This is a genomic window from Bacillus cereus group sp. RP37 (assembly GCF_040459695.1).
Taxonomy (GTDB): domain Bacteria; phylum Bacillota; class Bacilli; order Bacillales; family Bacillaceae_G; genus Bacillus_A.
This window is the reverse complement of record NZ_JARVHP010000001.1, coordinates 4481469-4496907: the sequence shown is the minus strand read 5'-3', so window position 1 is coordinate 4496907 and position 15439 is coordinate 4481469. Positions and strand designations below refer to the sequence as shown.

The following is a 15439-nucleotide window of genomic DNA, read 5'->3' as shown; positions in this document are numbered from 1 at the left end:
TTTTTATTTTCGTACGTAGTTAAGCTGAATTTTATTGTTTTAATTGATACGCTTTAAAATCATATGCTTTATATTTTTACGAAATCGAGTGATTAGTGTAATGATAATCATACCGAAGAGAATTTGCCATATGTGTTGTCCAAGTATTTGGAAGATCTCTTCTAAATTTTCACCTAACCAATAACCGCCGATCAAGAAGAATGATACCCAAAATAGAGCCCCTGAATAAATTGTCATCGCAAAACGGCGAAATGGTAAGTTAATAATTCCTGCAAAGTATCCTGTGAAATGACGGACGCCTGGGATGAAAAAGGCGATAAAGATTAGAAAGTAGCCGTATGTATCGAACCACATTTTTGTTACATCAATTTTTTTTTGTGTTAAAAATACATATTTTCCGTACTTCTGAATGAAGGGCATGCCTAGTTTATTTCCTAAAAAGTATTGGAATGTCATACCTACACTTGTCCCAATAAAAGATAACATAATTAAAATTGGTAGGTTCAAATCACCTTGGTGTGATAAAAATCCTGCATAGGCTAATGTAGGCTCTCCTGGAAACGGAAGCGCAATATATTCTAAAAGTAAACCGACAAGTACTACATAATATCCATATTGCTGAAATAACTCGTGAATCCATTCCATGTTGTGCGCTCCTTTTAAAGTGAGTTCCGTCTATTTGAATTGACTTGAACGAATAATAGCGGAAGTTTTTTATTTAATCATACTTAATATAGCTCTTTGCTAATTAGCAAAGAGCGCTGAAGTGTATATATTACGATTAGTTAAAGTTATAGCGGTACAAAAATACGTTGAAATCTTCTTCTTTTGGTCCAAAATTAACTGCTTTTTCTTGTATGCGCTGGAAGTTTTGTCTGTCATAAAATTCATAGTTGCATTCATTATCTGTATATAAATATAAAGATGTTACATCTTCTTTTTTCATGTATTGGAATAAATGACTTAGTAAAGACTTCCCAACTCCAAGACCTCTCGATTCTTCGGATACGATAAATAATTGTATACAGCCTTGAAATTGATCTTCTTTTCCTTGAATGAGTTCTTTATAGGTTTTTTGTACTTGTATAAATGCTTTTAAAAATTCTCTATTCTCTTTATTCGTTATGAATAGCTTTAGCGTATGAAAGGCAAAGCTAACGGTATTATGGAATCTCTTTAAACGGTTTTTATCTTTTTCAGAATCGCCTAAAATGACACCGATCACTTTATTATCTTTTTCAGCTACTTTACTGAAGGAACTTTCTAAAATACAACTGTGTAGATAAAAGTTTAATATTGAGTTTAAAAATTTTTTATCGGCAATGAATTTGTTAAACCCAAATGCTTCACCAATTAAATGTTTTATAGGCTCATAGTCTTCTTTAACAAGATTTCTATATTTTACTGTGTTCATAATTGTATACTCCCTTTATCAATGTAAATGACTTATTATAAATAGTAAGGTCTCCTCTTAGGGGAGAGTCAATGGTTGCATACGAAAAAAATATAAGGGAAGAGATGCAAATGAAAAAATTATTTTCTATTGGAGAAGTTGCAAAAATAAAGGATATTACGATAAAAGCGCTAAGATACTATCATAAGATGGGGATTCTTATTCCAAAACATGTTGATGAATCAACGGGGTATAGATATTATTCTATAGATCAATTTATTCACATTGATATTATAAAAAGCTGTAGGGAGTTGAACACCAGCATAGTAGAGCTCCAAGAGATTTTTAAGGAATGTAATACGGATAAATTGCTGCGATTTTTACAAGTGAAAAGAGAAGAAGCGGAAGAGCATATAAAGAAAATGGAAGAGGTAATGGAAACGATTGATGACTTACATACGAAAGTAGTGAGTTCACAGGAAATATTAAAGAATGATGAAATCTCTATTGAATTTTTTGAACAGCGTTATGTAGTTGTTGCGCCTTGTAAAGAAGTAGGGAGTTTACAGGAGTTACTGTATTATTCCGATTTAGAGAAAATCGTGCAAGATTATGAAGAGAAAATGACAATGGAGATGGGGATTCTCTACAATGTAAATGAAAATTGGAATGTAGAACCGAAGTATGTTTTTAATAAAATACGAGATGATGTACATATGGAAGAGATGCAAAATATAAAAGTATTACCAGGCGGGAAATATATAACGTTAGCGTATAGTAAAGAGAATGAAGAGGAACGTAGAAATACTATGATTAAATATATAAAAGAAACTAATATAGAAGTAGAGAGTTTTATTGAAGTGGAGTTAGTTAGTGATATTTTTAATACGGAGACATACAGTTGTCAAATTCAAATTTTTATAGGGGATAGTGAAAATAAGAAATTTTGATGCCATAAATTTAGGAGTGGGACTATCCAAAAAGCCTAACTCTAAATACATCGACTTAACTGGGTTGCCTACTTATTAATAAGAGAGGCCATCCCAAAAAATGGGATGGCCTCATTGGATCGTATTATTTACGTGAAAATCCTTCTTCATCAAGGTATTCCGCAGCTTCTGGATAAGAGTTGAATGTACCGTCTAAGTTTACACCAGCGTACACGTTCCACATATCATCTTCTGAGATAAGAGTAAGGATATGACCGTCTTCATTATGCCATTCTTCTTCTTTCGCAGGTTCTGCAGGAATTACTATTTCTTCTTGTGAAAGTAATTCAATTGATTGCTCGATTACTGAGCGTAATTCATCTGCTGAAAATTCGCGGATGTTAACCATACCTTTATCATCCGTTTTGTAACCTTTAATACCACTTGCATATACAAAGCCGTTTCCATTTGGATGTAAGTGATAAACAACGTTCTTTTTATCTAAACGACTTTCTTCAAAGTGAAAGTTCACGCGTTTTAATGATACGTTTTTTCTTTCTAATTCAGGGAAAGATTCAATAATCGATAATTTTTCTTCAAAAGTTAGCATAGTGCCTCCAAATATATAATAAAAGATTTAATTTATCTATTATAGCATAGTTATAATGGTTTCCAAAGATGGGGGGTAGCTTGAAATTGAATGCGTTTACGTCACGATACTGTAAAAAGTGGACTAACGAATGTATCTTTTTAGGTGTACAATGGAAAATGGACTTTATCCCGCATTAACGGGCAGTAAAACTCCCACCTCAAATTTCGGTGAATGCGAGGAAGTTAGGTGGGAGATCAACTGCCTGTAAAAGCCCGATTGGCTCAACTAATAATCAGTGGGGAGGAACAAAACTCCACTGATTAAAGTTTCACTTTATACGAAGGTGGTTTTTTTATGTTTCAAAAAATAGCAAAGGAATGTTTAGCAGGTTTTACGGTTGCGATCGTTGCGTTGCCACTGGCCATTGCATTTGGTATTGCTGCAACGGGAACGTCTGAGGGAGCATTAGTCGGATTGTATGGTGCGATTTTTGCAGGTTTATTTGCGGCGTTGTTTGGTGGTACACCGGGTCAGGTTACCGGGCCAACGGGGCCGATTACGGTTATCGCAACAGGAGTTATTGCGACGCACGGATTAGAGGCGAGTTTTATAGCCTTTATGATGGCCGGACTGTTCCAAATTTTATTCGGTGTATGTAAGCTTGGTTCTTACGTGAGGTACATTCCGTATCCTGTCGTTTCAGGATTTATGAACGGGATTGCATTAATTATTATTTTAGGTGAAGTGAAGCATGTGCAAAATAGTTTTCTACTCGTAGTATTAACGATTATTGTGATGATTGTTTCTGGAAAGTGGATTAAGGCCATTCCATCTAGTTTAGTTGCATTAGTTGGTGTGACAGCTATGCTTCCTTTATTTTCTTCGGCGTTAGAGGGGCTTACAGTGAAGTTACCGGTTATCGGAAACCTGTCATTAAATAAGGTGATTGAAAAGATTGGAACGATTCCAGAAGCAATGCCGACGCTTCATATTCCATCTTTAAGTGGAACAGGCATCGCAGAACTTATTTTACCAGCGCTTAGTATTGCTTTATTAGGATCGATTGACTCGTTGTTAACATCGGTCGTAATGGATAATGTGACGGGTACACGTCATAAAAGTAATAAAGAACTGGTCGGACAAGGTATTGGTAATATGGTGAGCGGATTGTTTGGCGGATTAGCAGGGGCAGGAGCGACTGTACGGTCTATCGTTAATATAAGAAGTGGTGGTAAAACGGCGCTTTCAGCAAGTATGCATAGTATTATATTATTTATTTTCATTATGGGACTTGGATCAGTCGTACAATACATTCCACTTGCTGTATTATCAGGTATTTTAATTTTAACTGGTATTGGCATGTTTGATTGGGAAAGTATGAAGAAAATGCATGTAGCACCAAAAGGTGATGTCATTGTTATGCTCGTAACGATGGTTGTCACAGTGAAGTTTGATTTAATGATCGCTGTTGCGTTCGGTATTATTCTTTCGTTCATTATATACATGGTGAAATGTAAAGAACGTAAAGCTTCTATTGTAAAAGAAAAGGAAGCGACGTATAAAATTAAAGGCCCACTTTCATTCCTAACAGTGGATCGTGTTTTTTATACTCTACAAGACGTAAAGTCTCCGGTCGTTTTACGTATGAAAGATGTGCGTTATATGGATGTATCAGGAGCTATGGGATTGTTGAACTTTGTTGAGCAGTCGGGTAAAGTAGGTGCGAGTGTGACACTTGAACAATTGCATCCGAGTATTGAACAAATAATCGTGACGATGGCAAGTGATGAGCAAAGGGAACAATTACAATTCTTAAAGGCCAAAATAAGTTAGAGATAAGAACCCTCACGTGATAAAGTGTGAGGGTTTCTGATTATTCGCATATGTATGTATTGAATTTGAATATCTGGATGTTATACGTCTGTTGACAATTGCCACACTTAGCAGTATAGTAACATTTTAGATTAGCAGTATGCTATCGTAATAAGTGTAAGAATTTTAAGATTTCTTTACGCTGAAAAGAAATCGCTTTAAGCTGGAGGGAATATTTGATGTACAAACAGTTACCACATGGAGTAAAAGTCGGGATTACACGTTCAATCGTTGCTTCTTTTGAGAAGTATATGAAGGAAATTGAATGGAACGAAGAAAAGTTTGACATACAACAATTTGTTGAACAGTGGAAACAATATTTATATACAAAATCAACTTGGATTAATAAAGTAGATGACAAGTTGAAAGAACATCCAGATTTCCATCAAGCGTTAGCAGTAAAAGTGAATGAAAAAATTAACGAGCTTATTAATGAAGAGCCGACTGAAGAGCAATTGAAAATTTTAAAAGATCATGAAGTAAACAATATAGATGATTTTTGTAAGTTGGAAGCAGCGTATTATATTGAACGCATTTAATTGAATTACATAATAGTTTACATAGGAAAACACGTCGTATTCATAAAAGAATACGACGTGTTTTTGATTACTCACTTAGCGAGTAATGAAGGTTATTGCGGGATAAACGCTTTCCACTTAGATAAATCGATTGGTTCTTTTGATACTGAATCAGCAGGGAATGTAAAGGTCCAAGGCTTCGTAGAATTGGCCTTAATTTGAAAGTCTTTTAATGCAAATGTTTTTTCCGCAACGGTAGATTCAGAGCGATCTGAAATATGCAATGGAAGTTGCTCAAGGGTTATATTTTGATTATAGCCATTACGAATTAAAATAGTTGCGTTCAAATCTCCGTTTTCTTCTACAACTGCGTTTAGCCCTCGGAAGTTAATTTCATCTTCTGCAGGTGGATTTAAGTTAGCAACAATTTCTTGTAATTTCATTATTGCACTTTCAGGTAGCTTTTCTTGCCATATAGGATCTAAATCTAATGAATGTTTTCCTTTTAATTCAAATACTAGTTGCCAGTCTTCAGGTGATAGGGTTGCTTCCGTAATTGAATTTTCTTCAAAGACGAAAGTCCAAGGCATATTTACATTTGATGGGATTTCTTCTAAGTGTGATAAATCAAATGCTTGGCGTGCACATGTTTCTCCATTTTTATTTAATAAAGATAGAGTAAGAGTTTCAAATTGAATTGGATGCTTTACACTACTACGAATGAATGTAGTAATATAATAAGCATTTTCATGTTTTTTACTTTCAATTCCGGCTAGCGAAATTTGATTTTCTTGTAAGGTAGGCAAAGATTTATGTAAAAATTGATAAATATACTTCTGTTCTTGAGAAACCTCATTCCAAGAAGGATGGAAGTATAAGTTAGGTTTTACGTTTTTTGTATTATTGCTGTTTTCTTCGCTTCCTAATAATTGAGAACTCGAAATTACAGAGTCTCTACCTTTTTTTCTTGCCTTCTTTAAAAATGATAGCATGCAATTCACCTCATTATATATTTTGTGGGACAGTTATATATTTTGCTAAATATAAAGCAACCTCTTTTTCAAAATGGCTAAATGTGTGTAAAAAGATTTCAAAACCTTCTTTTTGATAAAGGCGTGCTGGGTCCTCTTGTTGGTATTGTCTTAAGCCAATACCTTCTTTTAAATGCTGCATTGCACTTAAATGGTTTGTCCAACCAGAATCAAGGAAGTGCAAGCTAATTTGACGTAATACTTCTTGTGCATCTTCATTACTTTCTAAGTCGTTAACACGCTCTATATAACTTGTAAGAGTATCTTTTAATAGCTCTTGTAAGTCCTCAGCAGAATGAACGTTATTAGCGGATAATGCTGGAATTTCTTCGGTAGATAAAACTTCTTTTAAATCTTCTACTAGTCTAGTGAAATCCCATTCTTCAGGAAGCATGCCTTCTAATAAATGATCTTTAGCAATAACAGTTAGTGTATTTTTGATCATTGGAATGACAATCTCTATCATATTTACTTCTTCGTTTAAAAGGTTATTACGAAGTTTATAAACTACATTTCGTTGGTCGTTTATGACATCATCTAATTTCAAGTTGTATTCACGCATTGAAAAATGACTACCCTCACAAATTAATTGTGTACGGTTAATTAAATCATAAATTTTAGTGTTTAAAATTAAACCGTTTTCATCAGTTTTAAGTGGTTTTTTTAGCTTCTCTATATCTTCACCTGCGTAGCGTTGCATCATTTCATCTTCTAATGAAAGGAAGAATTGAGAACTTCCAGGGTCACCTTGTCGACCAGCTCGCCCTTTTAATTGATTATCAACGCGGCGAGATTCATGTCTTTCTGTTCCGATTACATGTAAACCGCCAAGCTCATGGACGCCTTTTTCTAATAAAATATCTGTTCCGCGTCCGGCCATGTTTGTAGCAATTGTAATTTTTCCTTTTTTCCCAGCTAATGCAATTAAATCAGCTTCTTGCTCAGCGCTTTTGGCATTTAATAGTTGATAAGTTAAATTAGCTTCATCTAAATAACGTGCAACTGTTTCAGATTGAAGGATGGACATCGTACCAATTAAAATAGGACGTTCTTTTTTATGTATATTTATTACTTCTGCACAGACAGCTTTATATTTAGCGTCGGCTGTTACATATACGACGTCTTTTTTATCTTCACGAAGTATAGGACGATTCGTTGGAATTGAGATAACTTCCATATTGTATACGCGGTTAAATTCTTTTTCCTCTGTTTTTGCTGTACCTGTCATACCAGATAAGGCTGGATACATGCGGAAGAAGTTTTGAATAGTAATAGATGCTTGCGTTTGATTCTCATCTGTAATCGGTAAGCCTTCTTTCGCTTCAAGTGCCTGATGCAATCCGTCACTTAAAGAGCGGCCATCCATAATACGTCCTGTGAAAATATCAACAAGCATAATTTTTTCGTCTTCGACAATATAATCAACGTCTAGTTGGAAAGCTACGTGTGCACGTAATGCTTGAATCATATAATGATATAAAGTTTGGTGCTCTAGATCATATAAGTTATCGATATCAAATAACTCTTCAATTTTTGTAATTCCATCTTCTGTAAAATTACATGCTTTTGTTTCCGCATCATAAGTGTAGTGCAAAGTGTCTTGGAATGATTTCATTACTTTTGCACATAAATGGTGGAAATCGGAACTGCTTGACTTTTTCCCAGCGATAATAAGTGGAGTTTTAGCCTCATCAATTAAAACACTGTCAATCTCATCTATAATTGCAAAGTGATAGGGGCGCTGTACTTGTTGCGCCTTAGATGATGCCATGTTATCACGAAGATAATCGAAACCAAACTCAGTACCAATTCCGTATGTAATATCAGCTTCATAAGCGTTTTTTTTATCGATAGATTCCATTTGTGCCATATTTAATCCAACTGTTAATCCAAGAAATTCATGAACTTGTCCAATCAATTCCTTATCACGCTTTGCTAAATAATCATTTACTGTAATAACGTGAACGCCTTTTTTCTCAAGAGCACGTACGTAAGTAGGTAAAGAAGAAACGAGAGTTTTTCCTTCTCCTGTAGGCATTTCAGCGATGTTTCCTTCTAGTAACACAAGGCCACCGATTAACTGAACGTCGTAGTGACGAAGACCAAGTACTCGTTTTGCCGCCTCTCGAACGACAGCAAATGCTTCTACTTTTATATCGTCAACTGTTTTTCCATTTTGTAACATGTTTCGGAAAGTGACAGTTTTTTGGCGTAATTCATCATCTGATAATGTTTCCATTACAGATTCTAATTGATTAATATCATTCACAAGTTGTTCATAATTTTTAATCTTTCTTTTTTGTGAATCTCCCAACAACTTCTTGACCGAATTCAGCATTCTTGTAACACTCCTCTTACTGACAATAGATACATTATAGTATAGTTATACTAGAAAAAAGTAGAAATGGAAAGTGGTAGGAAGTTTGAGTGAACTCGTTTTTTGAGTAAGAATACTTTCATTTTGCTATAAAAAAGAAAGTATTCAATATATAAGAAATTTGGTATGATAATTTAATGAGATAAAACCAGTCTCTATATTTAGTAATAATTCGTTTGAGAATATATGTATAAAAGAAAAGAGAAGGAACATGAATAAGAAGTTTGTAAAAGGTGCAGCAATTTTAACAATTACAACTTTTTTGTCGAAATTGCTTGGAAGTTTCTTTCAAATTCCGTTACAAAATATTGCAGGAGATGAAGTGCTTGGTATTTTTCGCCTCGTGTTTCCTGTATATATGATTGCCCTTACCTTATCAGTAGCTGGTGTCCCATTGGCAATTTCAAAATTGATTGCAGAATTGAATGAAAAAAATAAGCATAAAGAAATTGCGAAATTATTTAAATCAGCATCGATTATAGGGATAGCATTTGGAATATTCGGGTGTTTAGTAATCGTGTTATTTTCTACTGAAATTGCAAGTATGCTTGGTGGACAAGAAACGAGGGCGCCCTTACTGGTTACGTCATTAGCGTTACTCGTTGCACCATATATGGCGGTTTATCGTGGGTATTTTCAAGGATTCGGTGATATGAAACCGACGGGGATATCACAAGTCATTGAGCAATTTGTACGAGTATTTTTTATGTTAATCATCGCTTATATATTAGTATATTGGAATAAAAGTAGTGCTATCATTACTAGTGGGGCAATGGTTGGATCTTTTCTTGGGGTAATAAGTTCGCTTATATATTTACGTATGACATACAATAAAAGTTCATATCAATATAAGAGCAACTCGTATTCACTACAAGATTTGAAAAAAGATGGAAAGAAAATATTGCAAGTATCTATTCCGATTGCTATTGGAGCTTTATCCATGCCGCTTTTAAATTTGGTGGATTCGCTAACAGTGCCGCACGTGCTGCAAGGATCGTCGGCCGAAATTCAAGCGCAATTTGGTATATATAGCCGCGGTTCGGCATTTACACAATTAATTGTTGTTTTCGCCAGTGCAATTGTATTTCCATTAATACCATTATTAACGTCTGCACTAGCAAAAAAAGATATGAATTTAGCAAAAGCGACAGTTCAAAATACGAACTCACTTATGCATGTGTTAACAGCGCCATTAACGATATGGTTAATGGCATTAACGGTTCCGTTAAATGTGGGATTGTTTACAGATGCGAAAGGAAGCAGTATGTTAGCTGTTATGATTGGTAGTTCGTATTTCACATCAGTTATGGTATTATCAATAGGAGTTTTACAAGGAATTAACCGCTCTGCCCAAGCTGCGTGGATTGTTATTGGCGCAAGTTTTGTGAAATGTTTCTTAAACATAGTATTAACAAAAAAGTTTGGCATAGATGGTGCGGCGTATAGTACATTGATTATATATGTGTTAATCTGTATCATAAATCATCTGTACATTCGAAAATATCTTTCCTATTCTGTTCATATAGGGAGATTTTTTATTGTAATAGGTGTATCTTGTATTTTAGGATTAGGACTATATGAACTATCTACTATGATAGATGTTACATCTTCAAGAATGATTGCGTTATTATATAGTGGCGTAGCACTTGCTATTGCAATAATTTTGTATGCGGTATGTGCTTTGAGATTAAACTGGATATCAAAAAAACAAATACCATTTTTGAAAAAATAAATATAGAACTACGAAATGTAAGGATTGGAATTCGGACGGGTTTATTGTGATGATGCTTTTTTAGGTAAGGAGTTGGTGCCAGTTATGACATGTGAAACGATTGGTTACCAAATGTTGGAGGAGATTAAGAGTGCGGTTAGTTTTATCAGGATATTATGGTTTTTATAACGTTGGAGACGAAGCTATTCTACAATCGATTATTGAATCGTTACATAAAGAGAATCCGAATATTGAACTCGTTGTGCTGTCAAATGATCCTGACTATACAAGGAAAATGTACGGAGTAGAAGCGGTGGATCGTTGGAGTATCAAATCGGTTTATGATGCAATAAAAAAAAGTGACGGGCTTATTAGTGGCGGAGGGAGCCTCCTCCAAGATAAAACGAGTATAAAAAGTATTTTATACTATACGGGTATTATGGGGTTTGCTCGTATGTTAAAAAAACCGTATTACATTTATTCACAAGGAATAGGTCCGATTACAAAAAGGCATAATCGACTATTAGTGAAATGGCATTTGTCGAAAGCTGCATATATATCAGTTCGCGATGAGGATTCATTTTTATACTTAAAAGAACTTGGCATGAAAAGGGATATTGAACTTGTTCCAGATCCAGTTTTAACATGGAAACAAAAAAAACAATCAGATTGGCTACAAAAACATGCTCTGCATGGGAAAATAATTGCAGTGAGTGTGCGTCACTGGAATGCAAAAGAAGATTATATAAAAAAGTTAGCGATTGCTTTAAAAAAATTAAAGCAAGAAGGGTACCAAATTTTATTCGTCCCGATGCATGGTCCGTTTGATCAAAATGCTTCGCGTGACGTAGTGGATTTAATGGGAGAAGAGACGTATATGCTTCCATATAAAATGGATATTGATGAGAAAATATCTATTTTATCAGAATGTACCCTTTTAATTGGTATGCGTCTTCACGCTCTTATTTTTTCGGCTGTCGCGAAAACACCGATGGTTGGAATTTCATACGATCCAAAAATCGATTCATTTTTAAGACAAGTGAATCAACCGGTTATAGGGAGTGTGGATGGAGACTGGAGTGCAGACGATTTATATAAAATTGCGAAGAAGCAAGTGACGCAGCATGAAGAGATACAGCAATCTCTGCAAAGAAGAGTAGATGAGCTGCAACTGCAAGGAGAACAAGCGGCTAAGAAAATTATTTATCATATAGAAAAAAACACTCTACAGAAAAAGTAGAGTGTTTTTTTGTTAGTGTATTTCTTTACGTTGGAATCTTTCTTTTATATATTGTGTAATGAGATAGACACCGTAACCTTGTATGATCATAAACGTCGGGATGATAAAGTAGCGATAGCGCGATTGAATTTCAATGAAGAAGTGCACGCCTACGTACCCTAAAATTAATAATGAGAAGAACAGTAACGTTTTATTTCGTTGTTCTTTTATCGTTTTGATAGAAGCTATGCAAGCGAATATACAAATGCTTACATAACATAATTTTTCTAACGTCCACAGTAATCTTGATAATTCGGGTCTTGGATGTCCTTCTAATCCCCAATAAATGGCTGCGTCATAATCTCCCCACATAATTTTAAATTTATCTTTGAATAACAATAATAGTTGTCCTTTATCGGCAGTTCTTTCTTTAATGAGCTGTTTTTCAATTTCGAAACGTTCCTCGCCAATCGGATATTGAAAAACAAGTTTATGGTCAGGGAAAGAAAATCCACCTGTTGTTTCAGGATTGAATCCGACTACAAATTTCCAATAAGGGTCTCGACTAGACAATGGATATTGTGTAACCCCTGTAGCGATTAATGTATAGCTAAAGATGAAATGCACGATATAATAAATGCCAATCATGCCAATTAGCTTTGATATAACCATTTTTTTATTCAGTTTCTTATCACCAATTATATGAGTGATAAGTAAGAAAAGAATGAGAGCTAGTAAAATAACAATACCAATCGGTCTCATAATATCGCCAAATGCAATAAGAATACTAACAAATATCCATGCATATGAATGCGAGATTCCTTTTTTTACGAGAAGATAAAAACCACCGTAGAATAGAAATGTTGCGAGATGCTGATTTGTTAGTACAGAAGTCATCATAATGTTAGGAATGTACGTTGCGAAAATAAGTGCGGCAACTCTACCGCTAAATTCATTAAATAGATGCGTAGCTATGCGATATATAAAGTATGTAATGCCAGTACAGTACAGTATGTTTAATAGTTTAATCGCTAGTACACCTTCACCAAACAATTTGATGACACCAGCTTGGTACATTGTAAAGCCTAATTGATATACCCAAGTAGTAAAATATGCTTTGTCCGCGAATGAGAAATTGTTATTTGCTGCATCAACGGCTCCGTTATACATTTGTTCGAAATCTTGTACGACATTTGTTTGAACTGTTAACACCCATGCAAGACGAAGTGTGAACGCTAGTAGACAAATAAAGATGATAAATTGTGTTTGAGTGAAAAACCGATTCACGATGATAGACATGAATATAATACCGATTAGAACGACTATAAGTGCCACTATAAGGAAATAGGGATGATCGTACTTCGGTTCAGTTATTAAAAATTGCAATGAGTATATAAGAGTCATTGCAAAAAATAACAATGTTAATATTTGCAGTGATTTAAATGCAAATGCATATAATCTAGGCATAATGATCCTCCGTCGTATGTAATATCTTTGTAGTTATTTCTATATAAACAGAAATAACTACGTCATTATATCATAAAGGATTTTACGGTTGTAAAAGGAATGGGGAGCATAGGGCAATTAATAGGGTATATAAATATTTTAATATAATAAAATATTCATTTTAAAAAGACTGTATGTTAATTTTTGTTTATCATGTTTATATAATTAGTATATAATCGGTGTTGGAATGATAAATTCGTAGATTACGAGGAGGATTACATAACCGTGAAGAAATTTTCAAAAGGTATTACAGCAGTTGCGTTAACGGGGTCATTGTTTTTAACTCCTATTTCAAGTTATGCGGCGAGTGATGATATTACAGGTCATCTATTTGAGCAGCATATGCGTACTCTTATTAATAAAGGGATCATGTCAGGATATGGAAATAATGTGTATTCACCTGACAAAGAGATAACGAGAGCAGAGTTTGCTACATTAGTAGCGAAAGCCCTGCAACTTCCACAAGCAGATTCGAATTTTAATGATGTGCCAAAAGCATACGGATTATATGACGGTGTAAGTAGAGCGTTCGGAGCGGGAATTATTAAAGGGCGTAGTCCTGAGACTTTTGCACCAAATGATGTGATTACACGTGAAGAAATGGCCGTAATGGTAAAGCAGGCACTAGATTATAAAAAGGTTAACGTAAATGTAAGCCCGCTTACATTTGCTGATACGAATCGTATTAACTATAAAGAACATGTACAAGTTATGGTAGCAACGGGTATTATTAAAGGCTATCCAGAAGATAATACGTTTAGACCACACTTATCAGCGACAAGAGGTATGGCTTCGGCGATGCTGAACTTAATGCTTGGTAAAATTGGTAACAACGGTGGGGAAACTCCAATAGAAACAAAGAATTATGTGTTGTTAAATGATGCAGGAAAAGTAGTAGAGCGTTACACTACATATAAAGAAGCTGTTACAGCTGCACAAAATAAAGGCATGAATGCAGTGAAGTATGAAAATGAATACGTATGGATTAAAGATGGCTTTGCAGCGGCGAAGCAAATTTCTGGAGATACAATTAATGTTTACGGTGATAATTTAAAAACAGTATATACGTACATTCAGTATGGAACGGAACTTAAAGTGTTAGAAGTTGGAGAAGATCGTGTGAAAGTACAACTCTCTGATTTAACAGGTTATGTGCAAAAAAATGAAGTCACTTTAATTCCTGAAAATGAAATGAAGAAGTCATCTTATTACGTAAAACCAGATGGATATTTATATCACAGATATTTCACGTATAATACAAGCTCACCTGGATATACAGAATATAGATTTGGTGCAGCCCCTTCGTTCATGAAACAAGGGCAATCAATGTATAGTGTAGATGGAAAAACATTCGGAAATGAAACGTTCTATCAATATTTTAATTACGTATCATTACGTTCTAAAACAGAGTACACGGCAGAACAATTAGATAGTTATATAAAATCAGTTAAAGCAGATTCTCCATTAATCGGTTTAGGTGCGAAATTTAAAGAAGTAGAAAGCAAGTATAATGTAAATGCATTATTCCTATATTCATTAGCAGCTCATGAGAGTGATTTTGGGACAAGTAGGCTTGCACGAGAAAAAAATAATTTATTTGGCTTAAATGCAACAGATAATAGTCCATTTGGTAACGGTCTATCATTTAATTCAAAAGAAGATTGTATTGAACATGCTGCAAAAGTATATATGAGTGAAGGATATTTAAATCCAGGGCATTGGCGCTATACGGCAACATATACAGGTGATAAAGCTGGCGGTTTAAATATGAAATATGCATCTGATGCAAACTGGGGTAAAAAAGTAGCAGGGCATATGTTCCGTTTTGATTCGTACTTAGGTAAAAAAGAGTACAACAAATATAAGCTTGCACGTGTAACGAATAAGGTAGAAGTGAAAAAGGATCCTCGTACGTCGAATGAACGACTGTATAACTTAACGGCAAATAAAGTTGTTACGATTACAGGCGAAGAAACAATAAATGGACAAGCGTGGGTTAAAATCATTTCTGATGACCCTGCTGTAAATGAAGCGTATGTGGCAAAAGAAAATATAGAGTACGTAAAACACCAATAAAGAAAAAACAAAAGGACTGGTCACTTAGAGGATCAGTCTTTTTGTTTTTCGAAAAAAATGAATGAGCGTACTGGATGTTATTTAATAACATTTATATGAAAATAATCCCACTTTATAGAAATTTATAACAAATAATTCGACAAAATAACAAAAATAAAGCGTATTCTTGTCGAAGAGTGTCGATAATTTTAAAAAGTATAAATTGTCATTTCATT

General features: G+C 34.5%; 12 protein-coding genes. 6 read left to right on the top strand and 6 right to left on the bottom strand.

What is annotated here, in order from left to right; all coding sequences use genetic code 11:
- Positions 1-39 precede the first annotated feature (39 nt).
- Complete coding sequence (locus QCI44_RS23790) at positions 40-645, bottom strand: DedA family protein (RefSeq protein ID WP_016133720.1); 606 nt, start codon at positions 643-645, stop codon at positions 40-42.
- A gap of 136 nt (positions 646-781) precedes the next feature.
- A complete protein-coding gene (locus tag QCI44_RS23785; RefSeq protein ID WP_016133721.1) occupies positions 782-1414 on the bottom strand; it encodes a GNAT family N-acetyltransferase in 633 nt (210 codons plus the stop codon).
- A 110-nt stretch (positions 1415-1524) separates the two neighbouring features.
- On the opposite strand from QCI44_RS23785, the gene QCI44_RS23780 reads away from it, so the two are divergent.
- Complete coding sequence (locus QCI44_RS23780; RefSeq protein WP_033659800.1) at positions 1525-2343, top strand: MerR family DNA-binding transcriptional regulator; 819 nt, start codon at positions 1525-1527, stop codon at positions 2341-2343.
- A gap of 124 nt (positions 2344-2467) precedes the next feature.
- Here the strand turns inward: QCI44_RS23780 and QCI44_RS23775 are convergent, their stop codons facing one another.
- On the bottom strand, positions 2468-2932 hold the full coding sequence (locus tag QCI44_RS23775) for a hypothetical protein (protein ID WP_016089146.1): 465 nt from the start codon (positions 2930-2932) through the stop codon (positions 2468-2470).
- 336 nt (positions 2933-3268) lie between these two features.
- Between QCI44_RS23775 and QCI44_RS23770 the strand changes: the two genes are divergently transcribed.
- A complete protein-coding gene (locus QCI44_RS23770) occupies positions 3269-4747 on the top strand; it encodes a SulP family inorganic anion transporter (RefSeq protein WP_016133723.1) in 1479 nt (492 codons plus the stop codon).
- 218 nt (positions 4748-4965) lie between these two features.
- Positions 4966-5325 (top strand): hypothetical protein, encoded by a 360-nt coding sequence (locus QCI44_RS23765; RefSeq protein WP_016133724.1) that lies wholly within the window; start codon positions 4966-4968, stop codon positions 5323-5325.
- A 92-nt stretch (positions 5326-5417) separates the two neighbouring features.
- Here the strand turns inward: QCI44_RS23765 and QCI44_RS23760 are convergent, their stop codons facing one another.
- The gene (locus QCI44_RS23760) at positions 5418-6296 is read right to left on the bottom strand and encodes an accessory Sec system S-layer assembly protein (protein ID WP_016089143.1); all 879 of its coding nucleotides are present in this window, start codon (positions 6294-6296) and stop codon (positions 5418-5420) included.
- 13 nt (positions 6297-6309) lie between these two features.
- Positions 6310-8673 (bottom strand): accessory Sec system translocase SecA2, encoded by a 2364-nt coding sequence (gene secA2, locus QCI44_RS23755; protein WP_016133725.1) that lies wholly within the window; start codon positions 8671-8673, stop codon positions 6310-6312.
- A gap of 250 nt (positions 8674-8923) precedes the next feature.
- Here secA2 and QCI44_RS23750 point away from each other — a divergent pair, with 250 nt between their 5' ends.
- Complete coding sequence (locus tag QCI44_RS23750; RefSeq protein ID WP_016089141.1) at positions 8924-10444, top strand: putative polysaccharide biosynthesis protein; 1521 nt, start codon at positions 8924-8926, stop codon at positions 10442-10444.
- Between the two features lie 130 nt (positions 10445-10574).
- Positions 10575-11663 carry a polysaccharide pyruvyl transferase CsaB gene (gene csaB / locus QCI44_RS23745; protein ID WP_016133726.1) on the top strand — a complete coding sequence of 363 codons (1089 nt, stop codon included), beginning with the start codon at positions 10575-10577 and terminating at the stop codon, positions 11661-11663.
- Between the two features lie 12 nt (positions 11664-11675).
- On the opposite strand, the gene QCI44_RS23740 is transcribed toward csaB, so the two are convergent.
- A complete protein-coding gene (locus QCI44_RS23740; protein WP_016089139.1) occupies positions 11676-13109 on the bottom strand; it encodes a glycosyltransferase family 39 protein in 1434 nt (477 codons plus the stop codon).
- 264 nt (positions 13110-13373) lie between these two features.
- Here QCI44_RS23740 and QCI44_RS23735 point away from each other — a divergent pair, with 264 nt between their 5' ends.
- Positions 13374-15224: an S-layer homology domain-containing protein gene (locus QCI44_RS23735; RefSeq protein WP_016133727.1), complete on the top strand. Its 1851-nt coding sequence runs from the start codon at positions 13374-13376 to the stop codon at positions 15222-15224.
- The last annotated feature ends 215 nt before the right edge of the window (positions 15225-15439 follow it).

Coding starts and splice junctions, on each gene's coding strand:
- QCI44_RS23790 (WP_016133720.1), bottom strand. CDS start 645: ATGGAATGGATTCACGAGTTATTTCAGCAATATGGATATTATGTAGTA.
- QCI44_RS23785 (WP_016133721.1), bottom strand. CDS start 1,414: ATGAACACAGTAAAATATAGAAATCTTGTTAAAGAAGACTATGAGCCT.
- QCI44_RS23780 (WP_033659800.1), top strand. CDS start 1,525: ATGAAAAAATTATTTTCTATTGGAGAAGTTGCAAAAATAAAGGATATT.
- QCI44_RS23775 (WP_016089146.1), bottom strand. CDS start 2,932: ATGCTAACTTTTGAAGAAAAATTATCGATTATTGAATCTTTCCCTGAA.
- QCI44_RS23770 (WP_016133723.1), top strand. CDS start 3,269: ATGTTTCAAAAAATAGCAAAGGAATGTTTAGCAGGTTTTACGGTTGCG.
- QCI44_RS23765 (WP_016133724.1), top strand. CDS start 4,966: ATGTACAAACAGTTACCACATGGAGTAAAAGTCGGGATTACACGTTCA.
- QCI44_RS23760 (WP_016089143.1), bottom strand. CDS start 6,296: ATGCTATCATTTTTAAAGAAGGCAAGAAAAAAAGGTAGAGACTCTGTA.
- secA2 (WP_016133725.1), bottom strand. CDS start 8,673: ATGCTGAATTCGGTCAAGAAGTTGTTGGGAGATTCACAAAAAAGAAAG.
- QCI44_RS23750 (WP_016089141.1), top strand. CDS start 8,924: ATGAATAAGAAGTTTGTAAAAGGTGCAGCAATTTTAACAATTACAACT.
- QCI44_RS23740 (WP_016089139.1), bottom strand. CDS start 13,109: ATGCCTAGATTATATGCATTTGCATTTAAATCACTGCAAATATTAACA.